The 24,164-nt window shown below is 64.8% G+C and carries 19 protein-coding genes; 14 read left to right on the forward strand and 5 right to left on the reverse strand.

The window, feature by feature from the left end; translation table 11 throughout:
* Positions 1-82 precede the first annotated feature (82 nt).
* On the reverse strand, positions 83-1,618 hold the full coding sequence (gene ilvA, locus BTO32_RS11995) for a threonine ammonia-lyase, biosynthetic (RefSeq protein ID WP_076724854.1): 1,536 nt from the start codon (positions 1,616-1,618) through the stop codon (positions 83-85).
* Between the two features lie 134 nt (positions 1,619-1,752).
* On the opposite strand from ilvA, the gene rpiA reads away from it, so the two are divergent.
* The 3 genes from rpiA to ppa all read left to right on the forward strand — a co-directional run bounded on the left by rpiA (position 1,753) and on the right by ppa (position 4,367).
* Entirely contained in the window at positions 1,753-2,433 is a 681-nt protein-coding gene (gene rpiA, locus BTO32_RS12000) for a ribose-5-phosphate isomerase RpiA (protein WP_076724855.1), read from the forward strand.
* 128 nt (positions 2,434-2,561) lie between these two features.
* Positions 2,562-3,701, forward strand: a complete 1,140-nt coding sequence (locus BTO32_RS12005) for an acyl-CoA dehydrogenase family protein (RefSeq protein ID WP_076724856.1) — start codon at positions 2,562-2,564, stop codon at positions 3,699-3,701.
* A gap of 129 nt (positions 3,702-3,830) precedes the next feature.
* On the forward strand, positions 3,831-4,367 hold the full coding sequence (ppa, locus tag BTO32_RS12010; RefSeq protein ID WP_076724857.1) for an inorganic diphosphatase: 537 nt from the start codon (positions 3,831-3,833) through the stop codon (positions 4,365-4,367).
* A 58-nt stretch (positions 4,368-4,425) separates the two neighbouring features.
* Here ppa and BTO32_RS12015 read toward each other — a convergent pair whose 3' ends face one another.
* Together BTO32_RS12015 and BTO32_RS12020 are read right to left on the reverse strand one after the other, a co-directional pair.
* The gene (locus BTO32_RS12015; protein WP_076724858.1) at positions 4,426-5,478 is read right to left on the reverse strand and encodes a DUF2333 family protein; all 1,053 of its coding nucleotides are present in this window, start codon (positions 5,476-5,478) and stop codon (positions 4,426-4,428) included.
* Positions 5,479-5,486: 8 nt separating this feature from the next.
* Positions 5,487-7,496: a bifunctional diguanylate cyclase/phosphodiesterase gene (locus tag BTO32_RS12020; RefSeq protein WP_076724859.1), complete on the reverse strand. Its 2,010-nt coding sequence runs from the start codon at positions 7,494-7,496 to the stop codon at positions 5,487-5,489.
* A gap of 125 nt (positions 7,497-7,621) precedes the next feature.
* Here BTO32_RS12020 and BTO32_RS12025 point away from each other — a divergent pair, with 125 nt between their 5' ends.
* The 11 genes from BTO32_RS12025 to BTO32_RS12075 all read left to right on the forward strand — a co-directional run bounded on the left by BTO32_RS12025 (position 7,622) and on the right by BTO32_RS12075 (position 20,176).
* On the forward strand, positions 7,622-9,235 hold the full coding sequence (locus tag BTO32_RS12025) for a diguanylate cyclase (protein WP_076724860.1): 1,614 nt from the start codon (positions 7,622-7,624) through the stop codon (positions 9,233-9,235).
* A gap of 223 nt (positions 9,236-9,458) precedes the next feature.
* Complete coding sequence (aroQ, locus tag BTO32_RS12030) at positions 9,459-9,923, forward strand: type II 3-dehydroquinate dehydratase (RefSeq protein ID WP_076724861.1); 465 nt, start codon at positions 9,459-9,461, stop codon at positions 9,921-9,923.
* A 2-nt stretch (positions 9,924-9,925) separates the two neighbouring features.
* Positions 9,926-10,387, forward strand: coding sequence for an acetyl-CoA carboxylase biotin carboxyl carrier protein (gene accB, locus BTO32_RS12035; protein WP_076724862.1), 462 nt, complete (start codon positions 9,926-9,928; stop codon positions 10,385-10,387).
* A gap of 24 nt (positions 10,388-10,411) precedes the next feature.
* Positions 10,412-11,752, forward strand: a complete 1,341-nt coding sequence (gene accC / locus BTO32_RS12040; protein WP_217697025.1) for an acetyl-CoA carboxylase biotin carboxylase subunit — start codon at positions 10,412-10,414, stop codon at positions 11,750-11,752.
* A gap of 2 nt (positions 11,753-11,754) precedes the next feature.
* On the forward strand, positions 11,755-12,651 hold the full coding sequence (gene prmA / locus BTO32_RS12045) for a 50S ribosomal protein L11 methyltransferase (RefSeq protein ID WP_076724864.1): 897 nt from the start codon (positions 11,755-11,757) through the stop codon (positions 12,649-12,651).
* Between the two features lie 62 nt (positions 12,652-12,713).
* Positions 12,714-13,943: a DUF3426 domain-containing protein gene (locus BTO32_RS12050; RefSeq protein WP_076724865.1), complete on the forward strand. Its 1,230-nt coding sequence runs from the start codon at positions 12,714-12,716 to the stop codon at positions 13,941-13,943.
* Between the two features lie 219 nt (positions 13,944-14,162).
* Positions 14,163-15,161 (forward strand): tRNA dihydrouridine synthase DusB, encoded by a 999-nt coding sequence (dusB, locus tag BTO32_RS12055; RefSeq protein ID WP_076724866.1) that lies wholly within the window; start codon positions 14,163-14,165, stop codon positions 15,159-15,161.
* Positions 15,158-15,475 carry a DNA-binding transcriptional regulator Fis gene (gene fis / locus BTO32_RS12060; RefSeq protein ID WP_076724867.1) on the forward strand — a complete coding sequence of 106 codons (318 nt, stop codon included), beginning with the start codon at positions 15,158-15,160 and terminating at the stop codon, positions 15,473-15,475. The genes dusB and fis overlap by 4 nt, the downstream gene beginning before the upstream one ends.
* A gap of 114 nt (positions 15,476-15,589) precedes the next feature.
* Positions 15,590-17,170, forward strand: coding sequence for a bifunctional phosphoribosylaminoimidazolecarboxamide formyltransferase/IMP cyclohydrolase (gene purH / locus BTO32_RS12065; protein WP_076724868.1), 1,581 nt, complete (start codon positions 15,590-15,592; stop codon positions 17,168-17,170).
* A gap of 12 nt (positions 17,171-17,182) precedes the next feature.
* Complete coding sequence (gene purD / locus BTO32_RS12070; protein WP_076724869.1) at positions 17,183-18,469, forward strand: phosphoribosylamine--glycine ligase; 1,287 nt, start codon at positions 17,183-17,185, stop codon at positions 18,467-18,469.
* 135 nt (positions 18,470-18,604) lie between these two features.
* A complete protein-coding gene (locus BTO32_RS12075; RefSeq protein WP_076724870.1) occupies positions 18,605-20,176 on the forward strand; it encodes a cation:proton antiporter family protein in 1,572 nt (523 codons plus the stop codon).
* Positions 20,177-20,401: 225 nt separating this feature from the next.
* Here the strand turns inward: BTO32_RS12075 and BTO32_RS12080 are convergent, their stop codons facing one another.
* Complete coding sequence (locus tag BTO32_RS12080) at positions 20,402-21,994, reverse strand: isocitrate lyase (protein ID WP_076724871.1); 1,593 nt, start codon at positions 21,992-21,994, stop codon at positions 20,402-20,404.
* Between the two features lie 208 nt (positions 21,995-22,202).
* Positions 22,203-24,149 (reverse strand): CASTOR/POLLUX-related putative ion channel, encoded by a 1,947-nt coding sequence (locus BTO32_RS12085; RefSeq protein WP_076724872.1) that lies wholly within the window; start codon positions 24,147-24,149, stop codon positions 22,203-22,205.
* Between the last annotated feature and the right edge of the window lie 15 nt (positions 24,150-24,164).

Here is a 24,164-nt window from a genome sequence, read left to right on the forward strand (position 1 = left end):
TTGCAGAATTAGACGAAAGACTAACACGCAACTTCATTTTTACAATTTTTCACGGGTTAAAGTTCGGTAACCTTCACCGAATTTACCGCTCGTTTCCGTTGCCCGCCCCGAGAAACAGCCGGTAAGCCTCGTTGTCGGTCATGTTTTCGTACCGGAAGCCGACCTTGTCCAGCATTTTCTCGAAGTCCGCCTGTTCGTCGTCGTTCACTTGCGCGCCCAGCAACACCCGGCTGTAGGCCGCACCGTGGTTGCGGTAATGGAACATGGAAATGTTCCAACGGGTGCCCAGGGACATGAGGAACTTCAGCAGCGCCCCCGGCCGTTCCGGAAACTCGAACTGGTAGACTTTCTCATTATCGATGGTCGGGGCGTGCCCGCCCACCATGTGCCGGATGTGCTGCTTGGCCAGGTCGCTGTCGGTCAGGTCCACCACCGAGTAGCCGGATTGCCGCAGTTCCTGTACCAGCTCATCCCGGCCATAGCCTCCGGCCTGGATCTGGATGCCGACGAAGATGACCGCCTTGCGCGCATCCGCGTAGCGGTAATTGAACTCGGTGATGCTGCGCTTGTGTAGGGCGTTGATGAAGGTCTTGAAGGCCCCCGGCTGCTCCGGAATGGTCACCGCCAGGATCGCCTCCCGGCGCTCGCCGATCTCGGTGCGTTCCGAAATGTAGCGCAGCCGGTCGAAGTTCATGTTGGCGCCACTGAGCACCGCCGCCAGGTTCTCGCCCTCCAGTCCTTCCCGTTCCACGTACCGCTTCAGGCCCGCCACGGACAGGGCGCCGGCGGGCTCGGCGATGGAACGGGTATCCTCAAACACATCCTTGATCGCCGCGCAGATCTCGTCGGTACCAACGGTGATCACCTCATCCACCCTGTCCTTGCAGAGGTTCCAGGGTTCCTCGCCAATCTGGCGCACCGCCACGCCATCGGCGAAGATGCCCACGTCATCCAGAACCACCCGCTCGCCCGCGCGCAGTGCGGCCTGAAGGCAGTTGGAGTCCTCCGGCTCCACCCCGATCACCTTGATGTCCGGGCGCAGGTACTTGATGTAGGCCGCCATGCCGGCAATCAGCCCGCCACCACCGACCGGAATGAACACCGCGTGCAGGGGCTGCGAGAACTGCCACATCATCTCCATGGCCACGGTTCCCTGGCCGGCGATGACGTCAGGGTCATCGTAGGGCGGGATGTAGGTATAGCCGTGCTTCTGGATCAGCTCCTGAGCATGGGCGGCCGCCTCGTCGAAGGCGTCGCCCTTGAGCACCACCCGGGCACCGTGGTCCCGCACCGATTTCACCTTGATGTCCGGCGTGGTCTGGGGCATCACAATCACCGCCCGGATGCCGAGTTTGCGGGCCGCCAGAGCCACCCCCTGGGCGTGATTGCCTGCGGACGCACAGATGACGCCCCTGGCCTTCTGCTCTTCCGAGAGCTGGGCGATCCGGTTGTAGGCGCCACGAATCTTGAAGGAGAACACCGGCTGAAGGTCTTCACGCTTGAGCAGAATGGTGTTGCCAAGGCGTTTGGACAGGTTACGGGCTTCCGTCAGGGGTGTTTCGATGGCGACGTCATAGACGCGCGCATCGAGAATCTTCTTGATGTAGCGTTGCGGCATAGTGGTTCCGGTTATCAGGTGGGTCAGCGGGAAAAACTCACAGTGTAGAAACTTTGCCGGGCAGCCGTCTACATGCACCCGCCCTGGGCCGCTATAATGGCGGGATCTTTGACCCCAGACACTCGGAGCGCAACATGACCCAGGACGAACTCAAGCGGGCCGTGGCCCAGGCCGCCGTCGACTACATCGCCCCCCGGCTCGACCGGGACAGCATCGTCGGCGTCGGTACCGGCAGCACTGCCAACCACTTCATTGACTGCCTGGCCAAACTGAAGAACGAGTTCGACGGTGCCGTAGCCAGCTCCGAGGCCACCGCCGAGCGGCTGAAGCGCCACGGCATCCCGGTGTACGATCTGAACGCCGTGGGTGAGCTGGAGTTCTACGTGGACGGCGCCGACGAAACCAACGAGCGGCTGGAACTGATCAAGGGCGGCGGCGGCGCCCTGACCCGGGAGAAAATCGTGGCGGCGGTGGCACGCACCTTCATCTGCATCGCCGACGAATCCAAGAAAGTCGACGTGCTCGGCCGGTTCCCGCTGCCGGTGGAAGTCATTCCCATGGCCCGCAGCCACGTCGGCCGGGAGATCGTCAAACTGGGCGGCGACCCGGTTTACCGGGAGGGATTCGTCACCGACAACGGCAACATCATCCTGGACATTCACAACCTGGACATCGCCCGCCCGATCCAGGTGGAGGAGCAGCTGAATCACATCGTCGGGGTGGTCACCAACGGCCTGTTCGCCCGCCGCCCCGCGGATCTGCTGCTGTTGGGCACCGCCAACGGCGTCCAGAGCATCGCACGGCCCGGCGCCTGAACCCGCCAGCCAAGCCGGCCAAGAGCCGGCTTTTTTCCGCCCCGCCGACAAACCAAGCGCTTGCTTGGTATCCGGTTTTACGGGACACTGACACGGCGACCATAACAAGACCAACACAGGGGACGGCCGTGAGCTCATACTTCAACGAGACCCACCAGCAGGCACGCCTGACCGCGCGCCGTTTCATCGACACCGAGGTGCTTCCCGACATCCAGGACTGGGAGGAAGCCGGCGAATTTCCCAGGGAACTCTACCGCAAGGCGGGCGCCGCCGGCCTGCTGGGCATCGGCTATCCGGAGGCCCTGGGCGGCAGCGGCGAAGGCGACCTGTTTCTGAAGATCGCGGTCTCGGAAGAGCTGATGCGCTCGACCTCCGGGGGCTTGGTGGCCAGCCTGGGCGCCCTCGATATCGCCCTGCCCCCGGTGGTCAAGTGGGCCCGACCGGCAGTGCGTGACGCGGTGGTTCCCGCCGTGCTCCGGGGCGACGCCATCGCCGCCCTCGCGATCACCGAGCCGGGGGGCGGTTCGGACGTGGCCAGCCTGCGAACCCGGGCCGTCCGCGAGGGCGATCACTACCGCGTCAACGGCAGCAAGACGTTCATCACCAGCGGCGCCCGGGCCGATCACGTCACCGTGGCGGTGCGCACCGGTGGCGACGGCCACGGTGGCATCAGCCTGCTGCTGATCGACCGCGACACCCCCGGCTTCAGCACCGGCCGCAAACTGCGGAAGATGGGCTGGTGGGCCAGCGACACCGCCGAGCTGTTCTTCCAGGACTGCCGGGTGCCTGCGGAGCGGCTGATCGGCGCCGAGAACGCCGGCTTCATCGCCATCATGGATAATTTTCTGAGCGAGCGCCTGAGTCTGTGCGTGATGGCCTACATGACGGCCCAGCTCGCCTACGAGGCCGCCCTCGACCACAGCCGGCAACGCCAGGCTTTCGGCCGTTCGCTGACCGGCTTCCAGGTCACCCGCCACAAACTGGTGGACATGGCCTCCGGGATCGACGTGGCCCGGGAGTACACCTACCGCTGCGCCGCCCTGATGCAGGCCGGGCATAGGCCGGTCACCCAGGTCGCCATGGCCAAGAACTTCGCGGTGGAGGTCTGCGAGCGGGTTACCCGGGAAGCGGTGCAGCTGCTGGGCGGCATGGGCTACATGCGGGAGTCGGTGGTGGAACGGCTGTACCGGGACGCGAAGATCCTGTCGATCGGCGGCGGCACGACGGAAATCATGAAAGAGCTGATCGCCAAGCAGCTGCGGCTGTAGCCGGGGCCCATCGCCAGGTGGCACGACGAGACCAAGGTTTAGTTCCGAACGGCAGCCAAGTTCCGTATAATTGCGGCCACTTTTTCTTCATCGCAGTCCAACCCACCTTCAACCCAGGAAGGACCGAACATGCAATTCGACAACATTCCCGCTGGCAAGAACCCGCCCGAAGACATCTACGTGGCGATCGAAATCCCGGCCAACAGCTCCCCGGTCAAGTACGAGCTGGACAAAGACATGGGCACTCTGCTGGTTGACCGCTTCATGGCCACCCCGATGTTCTACCCGGCCAACTACGGCTTCATCCCCCACACCCTGGCCGACGACGGCGACCCCCTCGACGTGCTGGTGGTCACCCCGTACCCGGTTCAGGCCGGATCCGTGATCCGCTGCCGCCCGGTCGGTGTGCTGAACATGGTGGACGAGGCCGGTGGCGACGCCAAGCTGGTGGCGGTACCGCACGACAAGCTGACCCAGTCCTATCACGGTATCAAGGAAGTGGAAGATCTGCCCGAGCTGCTGCGCGACCAGATCAAACACTTCTTCGAAAACTACAAGACCCTGGAGCCCGGCAAGTGGGTGAAGGTCGAAGGCTGGGACAACGCCGCCGCGGCCAAGAAAGCCATCGAAGACGCCATCAGCGCCTACCAGAAGAGCAAAGCCTGATCGACGGCGACAAAAAACCGGGCCACGGCCCGGTTTTTTATGGTCGGAAAAGCCCGCCTCAACCCCGGGACAGAAGGTCCCGCATGTCGCTGATCGCGGCGTTGGCCCGGGACAGGTAGGCGGCCATGGTCAGCGAGTGGTTGGCCAGAACACCAAAGCCGCTGCCGTTGAGAATCACCGGGCTCCACATCTCGCCCTGAGTGCCCTCCAGCTCGATGATGATCTGCTTGACGCTGGCCATGGCGTTCTTGTCCTGCAGCACCTTGCGGAAATCCACCTCGATGGCCCGGAAGATGTGCAGCAGGGCCCAGGCACTGCCACGGGCCTCGTAGAACACGTCGTCGATCTTGGTCCAGGGCGTCTTCACACTCTCGCCACCGGTTTCCTCATCCAGGGGGTTGTCCGGATCCAGATTGGCGATGGCATCGGAGATGGAGGCCTTGCCGACACTTTCGCCCAGGGTCCGGGACAGACTGCCCAGCCGTGTTTCCAGGTCCGCCAGCCAATTGCTGAGATTGTCGGCCCGGGCAAAGAACTGGGCATCCGCGTGCTCGGGGTTGGACAGCCGGTTCAGGTAGCGCTTCAGCGCCTCGATGCCCCGGCGGTACTCCGCCTCGGTCGACGGAATCGCCCAGCTTCGGCTGTCGAAGTGGAACTGGGGCTCGGCAATGATCAAGTCCGGGTCCTCGGCGGACTGGCTCTGGGAACGACTGATGTCCTTACGCATGGCCCGGGACAGGTCCCGGAGCTGCACCAGCACCCCGTATTCCCAGTTTGGCATGTTGTCCAGCCACAGCCCGGGCGGGAAGATATCATTGGAAATGTATCCGCCGGGCTTGTCCAGCAGGGTTTCCGCCAGCCGGATCATGGTGGCGGTGGTGGCGAATCCGGTTACCGGCTCCCGCCCCATGGCGTTGGCCAGGTTGCGGGTGTGCTCCCGCACCGAGAACGTTTCCGGCTCCCGGCTCCAGTACATGCCCAGAACAATGGCCACCAGCAGGTAGACCACCAGCGCCGCGACAATGAACTTGCCGAACACACCGCCCCCGCCGACATAATCCAGCGCGTCCTCTTTGCGTTCCCTGAAGAATTGTCCGATCTTGCCAGCCATAAGACTCCTCAATCCCCTGTCGGTTGCTGATCCGCTGCAAACGGCCGCCCCAAATGGTACCCCATGGCGCCGTCGATACCCAGCTTGCACAGTATCGCGTACTCCGCCGCCGTTTCCACACCGCTGGCGAAAACGCGGACACCGCGGCTGTGGGCGATGGCGATCACCGATTCCAGATAGAAACGGTTCTCCTCGTGACCATCGATGCCGTGGATGAAACTGTGATCGATACGCAGGGCACAAAACGGCAGATTTCTCAGATAGCTGAACGGCACACCGCCGACCCCGAAGTGGTCCACCAGCACCGGCACATCCAGCCTGGCCAGCGCCCGCAGCAACTGCCCCACGGCTTTGCGGTGGTGGTGGATCGTCTGCTCGGACAGGCCGATCCAAAGATTCGACACCACCGGCCGGCCGGCCCGGGCCAGCCACGCCACCAGGTCCCGGCGAAACGGCTCACTGGCCACCGAGGCCCCGGCCAGCGACACCGCCAGCGGCTGCTCCGGGTGCGCCTTCAGCCGCGCCAATACTTGGCGTACCAGCAGCCGGTCAATTGCCTCCACCAACCCGAAACGCTCGGCCATTGGCACGAACACACCCGCCTTGAGCGTTCCCTCGGGGGTCCGGATGCGGGAAAAGACCTGATGGTAGATCGGCCGGCCGCCCGCCTCCCTCAGCATCGGCTGCAGCCAGAACACCACCTGGCCCTCGCGGATGGCCTGGGCGATGATGGCGCGCCAGGTTTCCATGGAATGGTGATGCTCCTGACCGCCGTCGGCGAATGCCCAGTCTGAGTCCTCCCGGGACTGAGCCTGCCGCAACGCCTCATCCGCCGCCGCCATCAGCGTCCGGGCCCGAAGCCCCGGCTCGGCACGGGCAATCCCGGCGTGTACCGCCACCGCCCGTGGCGACGCCCGGTCGGCATACAGGCCATCCAGCTCCTGCACCAACGCCTGGCACCAGACGCGGGCATCGGACGGCAGTGCACCCGGCAGATAGATGGCGAACTCGGCACCGGTCCGGCGGCCAGCGAAGCCTCCGCTATGGCCCGCCAGGAAACGCTGGATGACTGTCGCCACCTGGCGTAGCAGCTGATCCCCGGCAGCGCGGCCACAGGCCTGGTTGAAACCGGCAAAATCCCGCAGTTGCAGCAGCATCAGGATGCCCGGGGCCGACTTCTCCTCCGATTCCAGCTCCGTCTTCAGGCGCTGGTCGAACGCCTTCCGACTGGCCAGTCCAGTCACCCCGTCCTCGTTGCTCAGCCGACGCAGGTGCTGAATCAGCTTGGCTTGGCCTTCAAACAGCAGGCCGAGGTCGTCCGCCATCTGATTCATGGCCTCGGTCACCCGGTTCAGCTCGCGGGTCGAGCGCACCGAGACCCGACGCCGGAAGTCCCGTTGTCCCAGGGCATGGGCCTGAGCTTCTAGGGCCGCCAGCGGGCGCAGGGTCCAGCGGATCAGCACGAACAGCACCACCAGCCCGGCCACGCCAATGACCGCGGCCCCCAGTATCAGGGCAAGACTGATCCGCCACAGATCACGATAAGCCCGCCCCGGGTCGCTGACCACCTGCACCTTGCCCAGGCGCCGCCAGCCCCGGACCACCTCCGCCTCGGCCACCGGCAGGGCCAGGTCCGCCAGGCGCCGGAACCAGCCGGGAACCCCCGGGCTGGACAACGGCTTTGCACGGCCGGCCACCGGCGCACCCTGCAAGTCCAGATACCGGATACTCAGGTAGCGGCCGCTGTCGAACACGGCGTCGATGAGGGAGGCGGAGGCCACCGGATCGGCGCCGTCGATGGCATTGGACAGGGACAGCCCGATCGCCGTGGCGCCGTCCCGGGCATGCCCGGCCAGCTGCTCGGACACGTACCCTCGGAAATAGCCAAAGCTGGTGACAATGCCCGCCAGCAGCACCGCCACCAGCAGCGTTCCGGTGAAGATCAGCAGCAGGCTGCCCAGCGACATGACGCCGCGCTGCCGCCGGATTGTGACCCGCCCCCCAGAGTTGACAAACATTTACATTGAGCAACCTACGCCGACAACTTTAAACACTATAGACTCTGCAAAAGCACTAAGGTTAGAAAATGCGTCCAGGACCGGACGGTAGAACGCGACCACAGACACGGGCAGGCCGGAACACAATGACCGAGGAAAGCCAGAAAGAGAAACTCCGACAGCATTTCGCGCGACGCGTGACGACCCAGGCACGGGTGGTGCTGGATACCTGGCAGAAGATCCACTCCGACCACACGCTGGCAGCCGACCACCGGGAAGAACTGGCCACCGCGGCCGACAAACTGGTCCGCTACGCCCAGCGCTTCGAGATGGCCAGCCACGCCGACGCCGGCCAGCAGGTGCTGACCCTGATGGCCGACTGGCCGGCCGGCGAAGCCCCCGGCGAGCCCCTCTGGCCACGCCTGCAGGAAGCCATGGACCAACTCGGCCGCTGCACCCTGCGCCGAACCGACCACCAGAACAGCGAGGCCCCGCAACAGTATCGGCGCACCCCGATTTACATCGCGCTGGGCAACGACGAAATGTCGTCCCGGCTGATCCGTCAGCTGGAATTTTTCGGTTTCCGGGCCTCCGCCTTCGACAACGGCGACAGCCTGATTGAGGCCTGCGCCCTGAACAAGCCCGAAACCATTCTGATGGACGTCAATTTCGGCGGTGCCGCCAACGCGGGCATCGCCACCATCGAACGGCTCCAGGCACAACACGACACCCCCATTCCGATCATCTACGTCAGCGAGGAGGACGGTTCCATCGAGACCCGACTGCGGGCATCCCGCAGCGGCGGCGAGGAGTTTTTCCACCCCGCCGTGGACCCCGGCCAACTGATCGAGAAGATCGAAACCTACACCCACGGTAACGCCGTGGAACCCTATCGGGTCCTGGTGCTGGACGACTCCAAGGCCCAGGCCAAATACATGGAAACGGTGCTGAAAAAGGCGGGCATGACCTCCCACATCATCACCGACCCCATGCAGATCATCCATGCCCTCGACGCCTTCTCGCCGGAGATCATCATCCTCGACATGTACATGCCCGGCTGCACCGGCATGGAGATCGCCCGCGTCATCCGCCAGCAGGACCGCTTTCACAGCGTGCCCATCATCTATCTGTCGGCAGAGGACGACATCAGCAAGCAGCTGCACGCCATGAGTCTGGGCGGCGACGACTTCCTGACCAAGCCGATCGACCCCAAGCACCTGATCGCCACCCTGCACAACCGGGGCCGGCGGGCCCGCTCGCTGCTGGCGCTGATGATCCGCGACAGCCTCACCGGACTGTACAACCACACCCACACCCTGCACCTGCTGGAGCAGGAGATCGTCCGGGCCCGCAAGAAAGACCAACCGCTGTGCTTCGCGATGATCGACATCGACTACTTCAAGAAGGTGAACGACACGTTCGGCCACCCGATCGGGGACCGGGTGCTGCGCAGCCTGTCGATGTTCCTGAAACAGCGCCTGCGCAAAACCGACCACATCGGCCGTTACGGCGGCGAGGAATTCGCCATCATCCTGCCGGGCACCCGGCTCAGCGACGCCCGCAACGTGCTCAACGAAATCCGGGAGCGCTTCTCGGAGCTGCAACAACCCGCGGGCGACCGGGAGTTCAAGGTCACCTTCAGCTGCGGTGTCGCCGCCTGGCGTGGCGAGAGCGCCCAGGCCTTGTGCGAACGGGCCGACCGGGCGCTCTACGTGTCCAAGGCCCAGGGGCGCAACTGCGTCAACGTCGCCGACGGCTGACCCCCTATGAGCCCAACGTCGTATGGCGCCCGGCGGGCGCCTTGCCGACAATAACCCTCCCTGATGGATCGCCCGCCCGGGTCACCGGCCCCGCCTTTTTACGACCAATTGCCAACACGAATGATTGTCAAAAAGTGTTGATCTGAAGCAAACAAGCACGCACCATTGGGGGTAAATGCCGCGAATTTCGGCGATCCTGTAAAACAGAAGGCAGACTTGACGCATGTCCACCATTCTTGTTCTCCACGGCCCCAACCTCAACATGCTCGGGACCCGGGAGCCCGAGGTGTACGGGCACGAAACCCTGACGGACATCGATGACCGCCTGAAAGCCAGGGCCACCGCCCTGGGCCACCATCTGCTGCATTTCCAGTCCAACGCCGAGTACGAGCTGATCGAACGGGTCCACGAGGCCCGTGGCGAGGGCGTGGACTACATCATCATCAACCCGGCGGCGTTCACCCACACCAGCGTGGCCCTGCGGGACGCCCTGCTGGCCACCGCCATTCCCTTCATCGAGGTGCACCTGTCCAACGTGCACGCCCGGGAGCCGTTCCGGCACCACTCCTATTTTTCCGATATCGCCGAGGGCGTTATCTGCGGGCTCGGCAGCCAGGGCTACGACCTGGCCCTGGAAGCCGCCCTGCATCGAATTCACCAATCGACCAAGACAAAGAGACTGGATTGACTATGGACATTCGCAAGATCAAGAAACTCATCGAACTGCTGGAAGAATCCGACGTCGAGGAGCTGGAGATTCACGAAGGCGACGACTCGGTTCGCATCTCCCGCCGTCGCGAGCAGCCGGTGGGCACACAGTACGTCAGCCAGATTCCGGCACCGGCCCCCCAGGCCGCCACTCCGGCGGAAGCCCCGGCGCCGGCCGCCGACGCACCGGCCGCGCCGTCCGTACCGGCCGGGCACACCGTCAAGTCACCGATGGTGGGCACCTTCTACCGAGCGCCGTCGCCCACCGCCGCGCCCTTCGTGGAAGTGGGCCAGACCGTCAACAAAGGTGACGTGATCTGTATCGTCGAGGCCATGAAGATGATGAACCAGATCGAGGCAGACAAGGCCGGCACCATTACCGAGATCCTGGTCGAGAACGGCCAGCCGGTGGAGTTTGACCAGCCCCTGGTCGTCATTTCCTGAGACAGCTGAGCGTGACCCATGGCCATGTTAGAAAAAGTTCTGATCGCAAACCGCGGTGAAATCGCGCTGCGGATCCTGCGCGCCTGCAAGGAGCTGGGTATCAAAACGGTTGCGGTGCACTCCCAGGTCGACCGCGACCTGATGCACGTGCGCCTGGCGGATGAATCCGTCTGCATCGGCCCGAACAGCCCGGTCGACAGCTACCTGAACATTCCCGCCATCATCAGCGCCGCGGAAGTGACCGACTCGGTCGGCATCCACCCCGGCTACGGTTTCCTGGCGGAAAACGCCGACTTCGCCGAACAGGTGGAAAAGAGCGGCTTCCGCTTCATCGGCCCGCGTGCCGACACCATCCGCCTGATGGGCAACAAGGTGTCCGCCATCGAGGCCATGAAGAAGGCCGGCGTGCCCACCGTGCCCGGTTCCGACGGTCCGCTCACCGATGACGACGAACGGACCCTGAAAATCGCCCGGCGCATCGGTTATCCGGTCATGATCAAGGCCGCCGCCGGCGGCGGCGGTCGCGGCATGCAGGTGGTGCACTCCGAGGCGGCCCTGCTCAAGTCGATCCAGATCACCCAGAGCGAGGCCCGCAACGCCTTCGGCGACCCCACCGTGTATCTGGAGAAGTTCCTGGAAGCGCCCCGCCATGTCGAGGTCCAGGTTCTGGCCGATATGCACGGCAACGTCATTCACCTGGGCGACCGCGACTGCTCCATGCAACGGCGCAACCAGAAGGTCATCGAGGAAGCCCCGGCACCGAACGTCGATCCCGAGGCCCGGGCACGCACCCTCCAGGCCTGCGTCGATGCCTGCCGGCAGATCGGCTACGTGGGCGCCGGTACCTTCGAGTTCCTGTACCAGGACGGCGAGTACTACTTCATCGAAATGAACACCCGGGTCCAGGTGGAGCACCCGGTGTCGGAAATGGTCACCGGCGTCGACATCGTACGCGAGCAGCTGCGCATCGCCAGCGGCCTGCCGCTGCAGTACCGCCAGGAGGACATCCAGATCAACGGCCACGCCATCGAGTGCCGGATCAACGCGGAAGATCCGCAGACCTTTGTGCCGAGCCCGGGCAAGGTCAAGCACTTCCACGCGCCGGGCGGCAACGGCGTCCGGGTCGATTCGCACCTCTACAGCGGCTACACCGTACCGCCCTACTACGATTCCCTGGTCGCCAAGCTCATCACCTGGGGCAGCGACCGGGACATCGCCCGGCGCCGGATGAAGAACGCCCTGGACGAGCTGGTCGTGGAAGGCATCAAGACCAACCAACCCCTGCATCGAAAACTGATACGCGATGGCGGCTTCAAACAGGTAGACTTCACCATTCACTACCTGGAAAAACTGATGCGGGAATAACCATGCCCTGGATTCAACTCCAGATTCCAGCTGATCCGGACACCGTGGATCAGCTGGAAGACCTCCTGATGGCCCTGGGGGCGGATGCCGTCTCCATGGAAGACGCCGCCGATCAACCCCTGTACGAACCGGACCCGGGCACCACGCCGCTGTGGAGCCAGACCCGGGTGACCGGCCTGTTCCAGTCCGGTCAGGACATCGAGCAGCTGTGTGCCGAGATCCGCGATGCCTGGCACCAGCAGACCCAGCAGTCCCTGGCGGACATCGAGGTCACCCTGGTCGAGGACAAGGACTGGGAGCGGGCCTGGATGGATGACTTCCAACCCCTGCGCTTCGGCGATCGCCTGTGGATCGTGCCCAGCTGGCACTCGCCGCCCAACCCGGACGCCGCCAACCTGCTGCTGGACCCGGGGCTGGCCTTCGGTACCGGCACCCACCCCACCACCGCGCTGTGCCTGGAATGGCTCGACGGCCAGGACATGAGCGGCAAGCAGGTGATCGACTACGGCTGCGGCTCCGGTATCCTCGGGCTGGCGGCCCTGCTGCTGGGCGCGGCCCACGTCACCGGCGTCGATACCGACCCCCAGGCGCTGGAAGCGAGCCGCGACAACGCTCTCCGCAACGGCATCGAGACCCACCGGCTGGACCTGTACCTGCCGGAAAACGAGCCGGACACCCCGTGTGACGTGCTGCTGGCCAACATCCTCGCCAACCCCCTGATCGATCTGGCGCCGCGCCTGGCCCGGCTTACCCGCCCCGGGGGCGATCTGGTGCTGTCCGGCATCCTCGCGCCCCAGGCCCGGGAGGTCATGGCCGCTTACGAACCCTGGTTCCTGATGGACGAGCCGGAACAAAAGGAAGAGTGGATCCGGCTCACAGGTCGACGCCGGGACAGATGACGCCGCCGGTGCAAGGGACTAAACTCCGACTCGTGTAGTCGCGTCGCGTTCAGGAACGAAGCATGACCCAGAACAGCCTGCAGACAGAGTGTCCCAATTGTCACACCCGGTTTCGGGTGACCGACGAACAGCTTGGCGTCGCCAAGGGGAAAGTGCGCTGCGGGCACTGCATGGAGATCTTCAACGCCCTGGAGCACCAGGTGGCCGCCACACCCGGGCCTCGACCCACCGCGCCGGAGCCGTCCGAGACCACCAGCGCCCGGGACTGGAGTCCCCCGCACAGCGACGACGAGGACATCATCTTTGCCGACAACCCTGAGGAAGACGCGGCCGAGGGCCGGTACGCCGGTACCCGGCTGACCTTCTCGGAGGACGAGCTGAGCGACAGCTTCCTGTCCATCGACCAGCAGCCGGGACCGGACTTCAAGGACGCCGACGACGAGCCCGAGCCCGAACAGATCGACGAGAGCTGGGCGGAAGCCATCCTGAACGAGGATGAGCCGGTCAGGCCGGCCCGGGACCGGGACAGGCCGCCCGAGGGTGACAACCGTGCCGCTTCTGCCGCGACCGACCGCCCCTCCACGCCCCCCGCCCCGGAAACGCCGGACACCTCGGAATGGCACCTCAGTGCCCGTCCGGAAGACCGCCCTGCACCGGCAGCAGGCGCGCCCACATCACCGGCGCCCGGTCCGGCCGCCCCGGCCACCGGCGCAGCGTCGACACCGGAGGATGACACCCCCATCCGGGCCACGGTTCCGTTCGGCGACCTGCGCCGGGAGCCGGTCTCGGTGGCCGGCGGCCGAAGCAGCCGGACCCGGACCCTGCTCTGGAGCCTGGTGGTGATCGCACTGCTCGGCCTGCTGGTGGCACAGGTGACCTGGTTCCAGTTCGACCGGCTCTCCGCCATTCCCGAGCTGCGCCCTTTCTATGAAAAAGGCTGTGAACTGGCGGGCTGCCAGCTCAAGCCTCTGGTCAACGTCGCCGCCATCCAGAGCCGCAAACTGGTGGTGCGGACCGACCCGGACAACCGCAGCCAGCTGCTGGTGGATGCGGTGATCATCAACCGGGCGGATTTCGAGCAGCCGTTCCCGGCCATTGCCCTGACCTTCTCCAACCTTAACGGCGATGTGGTCGCGCAAAGCATTTTCACCCCCGAGGAATACCTCGCAGGCGAGGCCCGGGAACTCGACAGCATGCCCATCGACACGCCGGTGCGCATCGCCATCCGCATCCGCGACCCCGGTCGCGACGCCGTCAACTACAATCTGGATTTCCGCCCCCATCCCCCCTGACCGGCGCACCACCGTCACCGCTGGGCGCGAAGACACCAGGCCGGCCAAAAGTCAACCAGACAGCGCAAAAAATAATCGCCTTTTTTCGCTGTCAAGCCCCTTCAATCCCCGGGGCCCCGACGGTATCATTAGCGCCCTTCAGAGTCTGAGGCGATCATTTATTAACCAGTCGCGCAGAACTGAATCCTTGCTTAACCCGCTGTGACACGGACTCAGATCATGCTGCCAACGGCAACCATCGGGCCGTACACCCTGCCCAACCCGCTGATCGTCGCACCCATGGCCGGTGTGACCGACCGCCCCTTCCGGCAACTGTGCCGGCGCCTGGGCGCGGGGCTGGCGGTCTCGGAAATGGTCATAGCGGACAGCAAGCTCTGGCATACACGCAAATCCCGGACGCGTATGAACCACGACGGCGAGCCGGAACCACGCTCGGTCCAGATCGCCGGGGGCGACCCGGAAATGATGGCGGACGCGGCCCGTCGCAACGCCGAGCTGGGTGCCCAGATCATCGACATCAACATGGGCTGCCCAGCCAAGAAGGTGTGCAACAAGGCCGCCGGCTCGGCGCTGATGCGGGACGAGCGCCTGGTTGGGGAAATTCTGGAGGCGGTGGTGCAGGCGGTGGATGTGCCCGTGACCCTGAAAATGCGCACCGGCTGGAGCGCCGAACACCGCAACGCGCCGGTCATCGCTCGGATGGCGGAACAGGCCGGGATCCAGGCCCTGGCCATTCACGGCCGTACCCGTGAGGACAAGTACAACGGGCAGGCGGAGTACGACACCATCGCCGAGATCAAATCCCGGGTGCGGATCCCGGTGTTCGCCAACGGCGACATCACCTCGCCGGAGAAGGCCCGCTACGTGCTTGACCATACCGGCGCGGACGGGCTGCTGATCGGTCGGGCGGCCCAGGGACGGCCCTGGATTTTCCGGGAGATTCTCCATTATCTGGAAACCGGGGAACACCTACCGGAACCCTCACTGGATGAGGTGGAGCGAATCCTGGTGGAGCACCTGACCGAGCTGCACCGGTTCTACGGCGAGACCCTGGGCGTGCGTATTGCCAGAAAACACGTGGGCTGGTATCTCCAGTCCCATGACACCCGTAAACAGTTCCGGAACCGCTTCAACGCCATCGACGATGCGCGGGAGCAGAAAGACAGCATTCACGAGTATTTTGCAGGCTTACGAAATGGAGAGGTATTCGCAGCATGACCGCTGAGACTTTGGCAAACGACAACCTGAACACCCCGGCCAACGACGATGTGCATCCGCTGCACACCGCTGACAACGGTGGCCACACCGTGACCCTGCGCGACAGCGTCGAGGTGGCCCTGAAGAACTACTTCGCGCAGCTGGACGGCGCCCCGGTCACCGACGTCTACCAGCTGGTCCTGTCGGAGGTGGAAGCGCCCCTGCTGGAGCAGGTGATGAAGTACACTCGCAACAACCAGACCAAGGCGTCCACCATGCTGGGTCTGAACCGCGGTACCCTGCGCAAGAAGCTCAAGCAGTACGGTCTGCTATAATCTGACCTGACCAAGGGCCTCCCGGATCACGTTCGCGAGGCCCTTGTTCGTTCCGGCGGGGTTCCCGCGACCCCGCCTTGTCCATCGGCATCTGACCAGTGAAGAAAGGCTCCCATGGCAAACCAGGCTAACACTCCCGTCCGTCGCGCCCTGATCAGCGTGAGTGACAAGACCGGCATCGTCGATTTCGGCCGGGCGCTCACCGCGCGGGGTATCGAACTGTTGTCCACCGGAGGCACCTACCGGCTGCTCCGGGACAACCAGGTTCCCGTCACCGAAGTGTCCGACTACACCGGCTTCCCGGAAATGATGGACGGACGGGTGAAAACCCTGCATCCGAAAATTCACGGCGGCATTCTCGGCCGCCGTGGCACCGATGACCAGGTCATGTCCGAGCACGGCATCCAGCCCATCGACATGGTGGTGGTGAACCTGTACCCATTCGAAGCCACCGTCGCCAACCCCGACTGCGACCTGGCCACCGCGATCGAGAACATCGACATCGGCGGCCCCACCATGGTCCGGGCGGCGGCCAAAAACTTCAACGACGTAGCCATCGTGGTCAACGCCTCCGATTACCCAAGGGTGCTGCGGGAACTGGACGAAAACGACGGCCAGCTCAGCTACGACACCCGTTTCGATCTGGCGGTCAAGGCCTTCGAACACACCGCCGGTTATGACGGCGCCATTGCCAACTATCTGGGCGGCCGGACCCCGGACAACGACAACCCGGATTTCCCCCGCACCTTCAACGCCCAGTTCGTCAAGGTGCAGGACATGCGTTACGGCGAGAATCCGCACCAGCGCGCCGCCTTCTACGCCGAACGTCAGCCGAAAGAGGCCTGTGTCGCCACCGCCAAACAGCTGCAGGGCAAGGAGCTGTCGTTCAACAACGTCGCCGACACCGACGCGGCACTGGAATGCGTCAAGCCGTTCGCCGACCCGGCCTGCGTCATCGTCAAGCACGCCAACCCCTGCGGCGTGGCTATCGGCGCCGACATCCGTCAGGCCTATGAGCTGGCCTTTGCCACCGACCCCACGTCCGCGTTTGGCGGCATCATTGCCTTTAACCGGGAACTGGACGCCGACACCGCCAAGGCCATCATCGACCGCCAGTTCGTGGAAGTCATCATCGCGCCCAGCGTCACCCCGGCGGCCGCGGAGATCGTCGCCACCAAGAAGAATGTGCGCCTGCTGGCGTGCGGCCCCTTCGCCGCCGAACGGGCCCCCGGCCTTGACTTCAAACGGGTCACCGGTGGCCTGCTGGTGCAGGACCGCGACCTCGGCATGGTGGCCATGGACGACGTCCAGGTGGTGACCAAGCGCCAACCCACCGAGGAAGAACTGAACGACCTGCTGTTTGCCTGGGAAGTGGCCAAGTACGTCAAATCCAACGCCATCGTCTACGCCAAAGCCGGCCGGACCATCGGCATCGGTGCCGGCCAGATGAGCCGGGTCTACAGCGCAAGGATCGCCGGCATCAAGGCGGCGGACGAGGGCCTGGAGGTGAAGGGCTCGGTGATGGCCTCCGACGCCTTCTTCCCGTTCCGGGACGGCATCGACGCCGCCGCCGAGGCCGGCATCACCGCGGTGATCCAGCCGGGCGGCTCCATGCGCGATCAGGAAGTGATCGACGCCGCCAACGAGCACGGCATTGCCATGGTCTTCACCGGCATGCGCCACTTCCGTCACTGAGGAGAACACTGAATGAACATTCTGGTTATCGGCAGCGGCGGCCGTGAGCACGCCCTGGCCTGGAAAGCCGCCCAGTCTCCCCTGGCGGACACCGTGTTCGTAGCACCCGGCAATGCCGGCACCGCTCGGGAGCCGGGCCTGAAAAACGTCGACATCGAGGTGATGGACCTGGAGGCGCTGGCGGACTTCGCCGAGCGCAACGACGTCGGCCTGACCATTGTCGGCCCCGAGGCTCCCCTGGTCGCCGGCGTGGTGGATACCTTCGAAGCCCGTGGCCTGCGTATCTTCGGCCCCAGCGCAGGCGCCGCCCAGCTGGAAGGTTCCAAGGCCTTCACCAAGGACTTCCTGGCCCGGCATGCCATTCCGACCGCCGACTACGCCAATTTCACCGACGTCGACCAGGCCCTGGCCTACGTGCGCGAGAAAGGCGCGCCGATCGTGGTCAAGGCCGACGGCCTGGCTGCCGGCAAGGGCGTCATCGTGGCGATGACGCTGGCCGAGGCCGAGGCGGCAATCCGTGACATGCTGGCCGGCAATGCCTTTGGCGAGGCCGGCAGCCGGGTGGTGATTGAGGAGTTCCTGGAAGGCGAAGAGGCCTCGTTTATTGTCATGGTCGACGGCGAACACGTGCTGGCCATGGCCACCTCCCAGGATCACAAACGGGTCGGCGATGGCGATACCGGCCCCAACACCGGTGGCATGGGCGCCTACTCCCCGGCGCCGGTGGTGACCGCCGATGTACACCAGCGCATCCTGGACGAGGTGATCTACCCGACCGTCCGCGGCATGGCGGCCGAAGGCCACCCCTACAAGGGCTTCCTGTACGCGGGCCTGATGATCGATCCCAGCGGGGCCCCCAAGGTCATTGAATTCAACTGCCGCTTCGGCGATCCGGAAACCCAGCCGATCATGCTGCGGATGAAGTCGGACCTGGTGGCCCTGTGTCAGGCCGCCGTCGACGGCCGTCTGGACCAGTGTCAGTCCGAGTGGGACGAGCGCGCCGCGGTGGGCGTGGTGCTCGCCGCCGGCGGTTATCCCGGCAGCTACGCCAAGGGCGATGCCATCACCGGCCTGCCGGACACCGAGGTGGACGGTGAGAAGGTGTTCCACGCGGGCACCCGGCTTGAGGGCGACCAGGTAGTAACCGCCGGCGGTCGGGTCCTGTGCGCCACGGCGCTGGGGGCCACCGTGACGGAGGCTCAGCAGCGGGCCTACGCTCTGGCCGGCCGTATCCAGTGGCGGGATGTGTTCTACCGCAAGGACATCGCCTACCGGGCCATTGCCCGGGAACAGGCCTGACCCCACCCGCCCAGCCCGGTCTCCGACCGGGCTTTTTCCTGTCTGGGGCTGTGCCCCACCCCGCCGCGACTACAACCCTCCCGCAAAACACGGTACCTTTTAGGCACCTTGTCCCGGCCTGGATATCCCCCTGTCATGCCTGAAGCACTTTGGATTGTCTTCGCCTTCGCCCTCGGTCTGCTGGTCAAGGGCATCGGCCTGCCGCCCCTGGTCGGTTACCTCGGTGCCGGCTTCGTCCTCAGCGGCCTGGCCGCCAGCACCGGCCTGACCATCGAAGCCACCGATGCCCTGGATCACATCGCCCATCTGGGCGTGCTGCTGCTGTTGTTCACCGTGGGCCTGAAGCTCAAGCTCCGCTCCGTGGTCAGCCCCGAAGTCATTGGCGGCAGCCTACTGCATTTCGGTATCACCTGCCTGGTCTTCACTCCCGGGCTCTACCTGCTGATGGACCTGGCCTGGGGAACCGCGCTGCTGCTGGCCATCGCCCTGTCGTTTTCCTCCACCGTACTGGCGGCCAAGGTTCTGGAGTCCAAGCGGGAGCTGCGTGCTTTCCACGGCCGCGTGGCCATTGGCATCCTGATCATGCAGGACCTGATCGCCCTGGGCGTCATGAGCCTGGCCACCGGCCAGACGCCCTCGCAATGGGCACTGGTGGTGTTCGGCCTGCCGTTGCTGCGGCCCCTGCTGTTCAGGCTGCTGGATGCCAGTGGCCACGACGAACTGCTGGTGCTGCTGGGCCTGCTGCTGGCCCTGGTGCTGGGCGGTTACGGTTTCGAGACCATTGGCCTGAGCTCGGAACTCGGGGCCCTGGTGTTCGGCGCCATGTTGGCCAACCATCCCCGCTCCCAGGAGTTGGCCAAGTCGCTGTGGAGCGTGAAGGAGGTCTTTCTGGTCGGCTTCTTCCTGCAGATTGGCATCGAAGGCCTGCCCGACCACCAAGCCATGCTCTTTGCCCTGGTAGCGGCCCTGGTGCTGCCGCTCAAGGGCGCCCTGTTCTTCTTCCTGCTGCTGGCATTCCGGCTGCGCTCGCGCAGCGCCTTCCTCAGCAGCCTGGCCCTCACCAACTACAGCGAATTCGGGCTGATCGTGGCCAGTATCGCGTTGCCCGAATGGCTGGTACCACTGGCCATCAGCGTGTCCCTGTCCTTCGTGATTTCCGCGCCGCTGAATCGCCTCGCCCACGCCCTGTATGAACGGGTCGGCCAGCCCCTGGCCCGGTTCGAGACCCGCAAGCGCCATCCGGACGAACAACCGCTGTCACTGGGCAACACCCGTATCCTGATTATGGGCATGGGCCGCACCGGCACCGCCGCCTACGACTGGCTGATTCGGCAGGAAACCAACATCATGGGGCTCGACTCCGACCCCGCCAAGGCCCAGGAACACCAGCGCCAGGGCCGCAACGTGGTGTTCGCCGATGCCGAGGACGCCTCGTTCTGGAGCGGCCTGCACATGCCCTCGGTGGAAGCGGTGATCCTGGCGCTGGGGGACATCGAAGGCAAACTGATCGCGGCCCGGACGCTGCGCAAGAAGGGGTTCCGGGGCTACATCGTGGCGCACACCATGTTCGCCGACGAAGCCACCCAGATCCGCGCGGCGGGTGCCAACGACGCCTACCTGACCATGAACGAAACCGGCGTCGCCTTGGCCAGCCACGTGCTCAACCACAGCCCCGAGGCCCAGCCGGCCACCGCGCCCGAACGCTGAGGCCCCCGGGCCACGGCATCCAGGCTGGAGACCGCTACAGCATGGGCCAGCGCCATCATGTTCACCGGCCTGACCGTCGCTCTGGTTACGGCGTACCCCTGGACAACCGCAAACCGGCAACCGCCTGACGAATGGCCAAAAAAAATGCCCTGGACATAGTCCAGGGCATTTCGTTTTATCGGGCCCGCCAGGGACAGGCCCTGGCGGTCGACGGCGAACCTCGGCTTAGCCGAACTGGTTCATGGTGTTGTCCTTACCCCCCGCCTTCAGAGCCGCTTCACCGGAGAAGAACTCTTTGTGGTCGTCGCCAATGTTGGAGCCGGCCATGTCCTGGTGCTTAACGGTGGCGATGCCCTGACGGATTTCCTGACGCTGCACGCCCGCCACGTAGGCCAGCATGCCTTCGTCACCGAAGTAGCCCTTGGCCAGGTTGTCGGTGGACAGGGCCGCGGTGTGGTAGGTCGGCAGGGTGATCAGGTGGTGGAACACACCCGCTTCGGCGGACGCGCGACGTTGGAATTCCTGGGTCCAGCGGTCGGCCTCGATGCCCAGCTCGGTGCTGTCGTACTCGGCGCTCATCAGGTTGGCGCGGTCGTACGCGGACACATCCTTGCCTTCTTCCTTCCACGCATCGTAAACCTGCTGACGGAAGTTCAGAGTCCAGTTGAAGGACGGGCTGTTGTTGTAGACCAGTTTGGCGTTGGGAACCGCTTCGCGGATGCGGTCAACCATGCCTTTGATCTGGCCAACGTGAGGCTTCTCGGTCTCGATCCACAGCAGGTCGGCGCCGTTCTGCAGGCTGGTGATGCAGTCCAGAACCACGCGGTCCTCGCCGGTACCCGGCTTGAAGCAGAACAGACCGGACGGCAGGCGCTTGACCTTCTTCAGTTTGCCTTCGGCCTTGATCACCACGTCGCCGTTCTCGATTTCGTCGGCGCTGTTGATGAAGTCGCCGTCCAGGAAGCTGTTGTACTTGTCGCCCAGATCACCCGGTTCCTTGGTCACGGCGATCTGCTTGGTCAGGCCGGCACCCAGGGAGTCGGTACGGGCCACGATGACGCCGTCGTCCACACCCAGTTCCAGGAAGGCCATGCGAACGGCGTTGATCTTGGACAGGAAGTCGGCGTGGGGTACGGTGACCTTGCCGTCCTGGTGGCCGCACTGTTTCTCGTCGGAAACCTGGTTCTCGATCTGAATGCAGCAGGCACCGGCTTCGATCATCTTCTTGGCCAGCAGGTAGGTGGCTTCCTCGTTACCAAAGCCGGCGTCGATGTCCGCGATGATGGGCACCACGTGGGTTTCGTAGTTGTCGATCTTCGCTTCCAGCTCCTTGGCCTTGGCCGTGTCGCCGGCCTTCTCGGCTTCGTCCAGGGCACGGAACAGGTGGTTCAGTTCCCAGGCGTCGGCCTGACGCAGGAAGGTATACAGCTCCTCGATCAGGTTGGCGACCGCGGTTTTCTCGTGCATGGACTGGTCAGGCAGCGGGCCGAACTCGGAACGCAGCGCGGCGACCATCCAGCCGGAGAGGTACAGGTAACGACGCTTGGTGCTGCCGAAGTGCTTCTTGATGGAAATCATCTTCTGCTGACCGATGAACCCGTGCCAGCACCCCAGGGACTGGGTGTACAGGGACGGATCCTTGTCATAGGCAGCCATGTCCTCGCGCATGATCTTGGCGGTGTACTTGGCGATGTCCAGACCGGTCTTGAAGCGGTTCTGGGCCCGCATCCGGGCAGCGTGCTTCGGGTTGATCGCCTTCCAGGTCGGGTTTTGCTTCACCAGGGAAGCAATGTGGTCAACGTCTTGTGCGTAGGGCATGGTCTCTATCCTTTCTACGTTGGTTCTGCGTTGGTCTCTTGGCTCACGTGTTGCGAAGCGCGTGTGCAACGTCCGCATACCGGCGCCCGTTCATTTTTTAATCAGGTCACCGGCGATGAGAGTTACTTTAGTGGTTTCGAATTTATAATTGAAATTTATATGATCTATAGTCGGCATTTTTACCATGAATGCCCGAAGCAGCCACCGATCAGGTCTGGCACAGCACCACCAGACGGTCGCCCGGACGCAGGTCCAGGTAGGCCCGGCGGGGCGGATTGAGCGACAGATGCCGGCCGTTCTCGTCCGGTGCGTGGCGCCAGACGCCCAGGGCGATCTCCCCCCCGGCCGCCACCGTTTTCTCCAGCAGGTGGAAGTCGGCGCTGGCAGGGAGCGGATAGTCGTCCGGATCCCGGAACTGAACCTCGGCACCGCCGGCGGTGAACAGCTCCTCCATGACCACCCGCAGCTCCCTGCGCAGCGCCACCTGGGCCAGCAGGTGGCTGAGGATCATCGGGCTGATCATCATCTCGCCCAGATGGCTGCCAAGCAGGGAGCGGTTGGCCGGGTCGCTCAGTTCAACGATCCGGTGGGGATGCACGCCGGCTTCCGCCAGACGGTCCTCCAGTTGCAGATACCCCACCATGGCCCGAGCATCCGCCTCTTCCCCCGACGGCAACCAGTCGCTGCTCAGCAGCAGGATGTGGTCGTAGCCCTCCGGCCCCAGGGCGCGGAGCTCGGCTTCGTTCATGTAGTCGGCCTCGATGTGGCGGCAGCGCACCGTGCCCGACGTCTGGACCGAGCGCTCGATGGCACGTGTACGCTCGGACGCGGGCACCACGGACACCAGATCCAGCTGGAACGACAGATCCCGGTAACTGGCAAACTCCGCCACCAGACTCGGCACCCGCCGGTTCCAGCCCAGCACCAGTATCCGGCGCGTGCCGGTGTCGGCCGGTCGCACCACCGGTCGCGGCTGCGGCCGCGTCACCTCGGGCAAGCGCTCGGCTTTCGGGTCGGGCTCCGTCTGCTGGTAGTTCCGGGCCATCAGCACCAGTCGGTCGCTGGCCTCGATCCGGGTGTCCGAGGGGGCCACCAGGCGCACGTCCCAGCGCTCCGGATGCGGTCGCAGCAGCCCCAGCACAATCGCCTCGGGGCGCTCGGCGGCCAGCTCCGCCAGGGTCCGGCCCGCGACCGGTTCGCCACTGCGCACGTAGATTTCGTTGCCCTCGCCCGCGGTCAGCAGCTCGTTGTAGACCTCTGACAGGCCGGGGTGAAGCACGTTCTGAACCATCAGGCGGCTGATGGTGGCGTCACCGGCGACCACCTCCACCGCCCCTGGGTAGGCCCGTTCGATCACCGGCAGCTTGCGCACATCCTGAATCTCCGCCACCACGTATGGCAGCGGGGCCTGGCGCTGGCGGGCCTGGGCGGCGATCGACAGCAGCGCCTTCACGGTTTCCACGTCCGAGGTCACCAGGCTGCCCTGGTGGTGCGCGGCGCTGGGCACGATGACCGCCGCCGCTTCCAGGCAGGCCACCCGGTGCAGGGCCTCCGGCTGGATCGCAGTGCCCGAGCGCAGGATGACCTGGCGGGCGCGGCGGCCGATGCCCGGTTCCGAGCGCAACAGGTGGACCTGTTCGGCGGAGGAGGCCTCCGACAGTACCACCAGGTTGAGCCGCTGCGCCTCGTGCCGTTCCAGGAAGCGGCGCATCCGGCCGGTCGAGCCCAGCAGCTCCGACAGCAGCGGCAGGGTCTGACTGGTCCAGCCCAGCACCACGATGTGGTTCTTCAGGGTGACCGGCGTCAGCCCCCGCTCCAGGTCCTCCATCTTGGCAATCAACCAACGGGTCAGGATGGCCACCAGGGTGCCCATGAACACCACGTAGCCGGACAGCGTCAACAGGGTAGAAACGATGCGCTGCCAGGTGCCGACATCGTCCCCCAGGTAACCGGGATCGGTCAGCCTCAGGAACGCCCACCAGATCGCCGAGCCCACGTGCTCGAACTCACCGCCCTGGGGTATCACCAGGATCCCGCCCAGCAGCGAGATGACACCGATGAACAGCCCCACCACCAGAAGCTGGAATCCCGCTCCCTTCACCAGTTGGCGTTCGACGAGAAACTTGGCACGGTCAATGATTCGGAACGGCAGCATGGACACCCCTCATGG

It is taken from the genome of Marinobacter lutaoensis (genome assembly GCF_001981305.1).
In the GTDB taxonomy this organism is placed as follows: domain Bacteria; phylum Pseudomonadota; class Gammaproteobacteria; order Pseudomonadales; family Oleiphilaceae; genus Marinobacter; species Marinobacter lutaoensis.

Coding starts and splice junctions, on each gene's coding strand:
- ilvA (WP_076724854.1), bottom strand. CDS start 1,618: ATGCCGCAACGCTACATCAAGAAGATTCTCGATGCGCGCGTCTATGAC.
- rpiA (WP_076724855.1), top strand. CDS start 1,753: ATGACCCAGGACGAACTCAAGCGGGCCGTGGCCCAGGCCGCCGTCGAC.
- ppa (WP_076724857.1), top strand. CDS start 3,831: ATGCAATTCGACAACATTCCCGCTGGCAAGAACCCGCCCGAAGACATC.
- BTO32_RS12015 (WP_076724858.1), bottom strand. CDS start 5,478: ATGGCTGGCAAGATCGGACAATTCTTCAGGGAACGCAAAGAGGACGCG.
- BTO32_RS12020 (WP_076724859.1), bottom strand. CDS start 7,496: ATGTTTGTCAACTCTGGGGGGCGGGTCACAATCCGGCGGCAGCGCGGC.
- BTO32_RS12025 (WP_076724860.1), top strand. CDS start 7,622: ATGACCGAGGAAAGCCAGAAAGAGAAACTCCGACAGCATTTCGCGCGA.
- aroQ (WP_076724861.1), top strand. CDS start 9,459: ATGTCCACCATTCTTGTTCTCCACGGCCCCAACCTCAACATGCTCGGG.
- accB (WP_076724862.1), top strand. CDS start 9,926: ATGGACATTCGCAAGATCAAGAAACTCATCGAACTGCTGGAAGAATCC.
- accC (WP_217697025.1), top strand. CDS start 10,412: ATGTTAGAAAAAGTTCTGATCGCAAACCGCGGTGAAATCGCGCTGCGG.
- prmA (WP_076724864.1), top strand. CDS start 11,755: ATGCCCTGGATTCAACTCCAGATTCCAGCTGATCCGGACACCGTGGAT.
- BTO32_RS12050 (WP_076724865.1), top strand. CDS start 12,714: ATGACCCAGAACAGCCTGCAGACAGAGTGTCCCAATTGTCACACCCGG.
- dusB (WP_076724866.1), top strand. CDS start 14,163: ATGCTGCCAACGGCAACCATCGGGCCGTACACCCTGCCCAACCCGCTG.
- fis (WP_076724867.1), top strand. CDS start 15,158: ATGACCGCTGAGACTTTGGCAAACGACAACCTGAACACCCCGGCCAAC.
- purH (WP_076724868.1), top strand. CDS start 15,590: ATGGCAAACCAGGCTAACACTCCCGTCCGTCGCGCCCTGATCAGCGTG.
- purD (WP_076724869.1), top strand. CDS start 17,183: ATGAACATTCTGGTTATCGGCAGCGGCGGCCGTGAGCACGCCCTGGCC.
- BTO32_RS12075 (WP_076724870.1), top strand. CDS start 18,605: ATGCCTGAAGCACTTTGGATTGTCTTCGCCTTCGCCCTCGGTCTGCTG.
- BTO32_RS12080 (WP_076724871.1), bottom strand. CDS start 21,994: ATGCCCTACGCACAAGACGTTGACCACATTGCTTCCCTGGTGAAGCAA.
- BTO32_RS12085 (WP_076724872.1), bottom strand. CDS start 24,149: ATGCTGCCGTTCCGAATCATTGACCGTGCCAAGTTTCTCGTCGAACGC.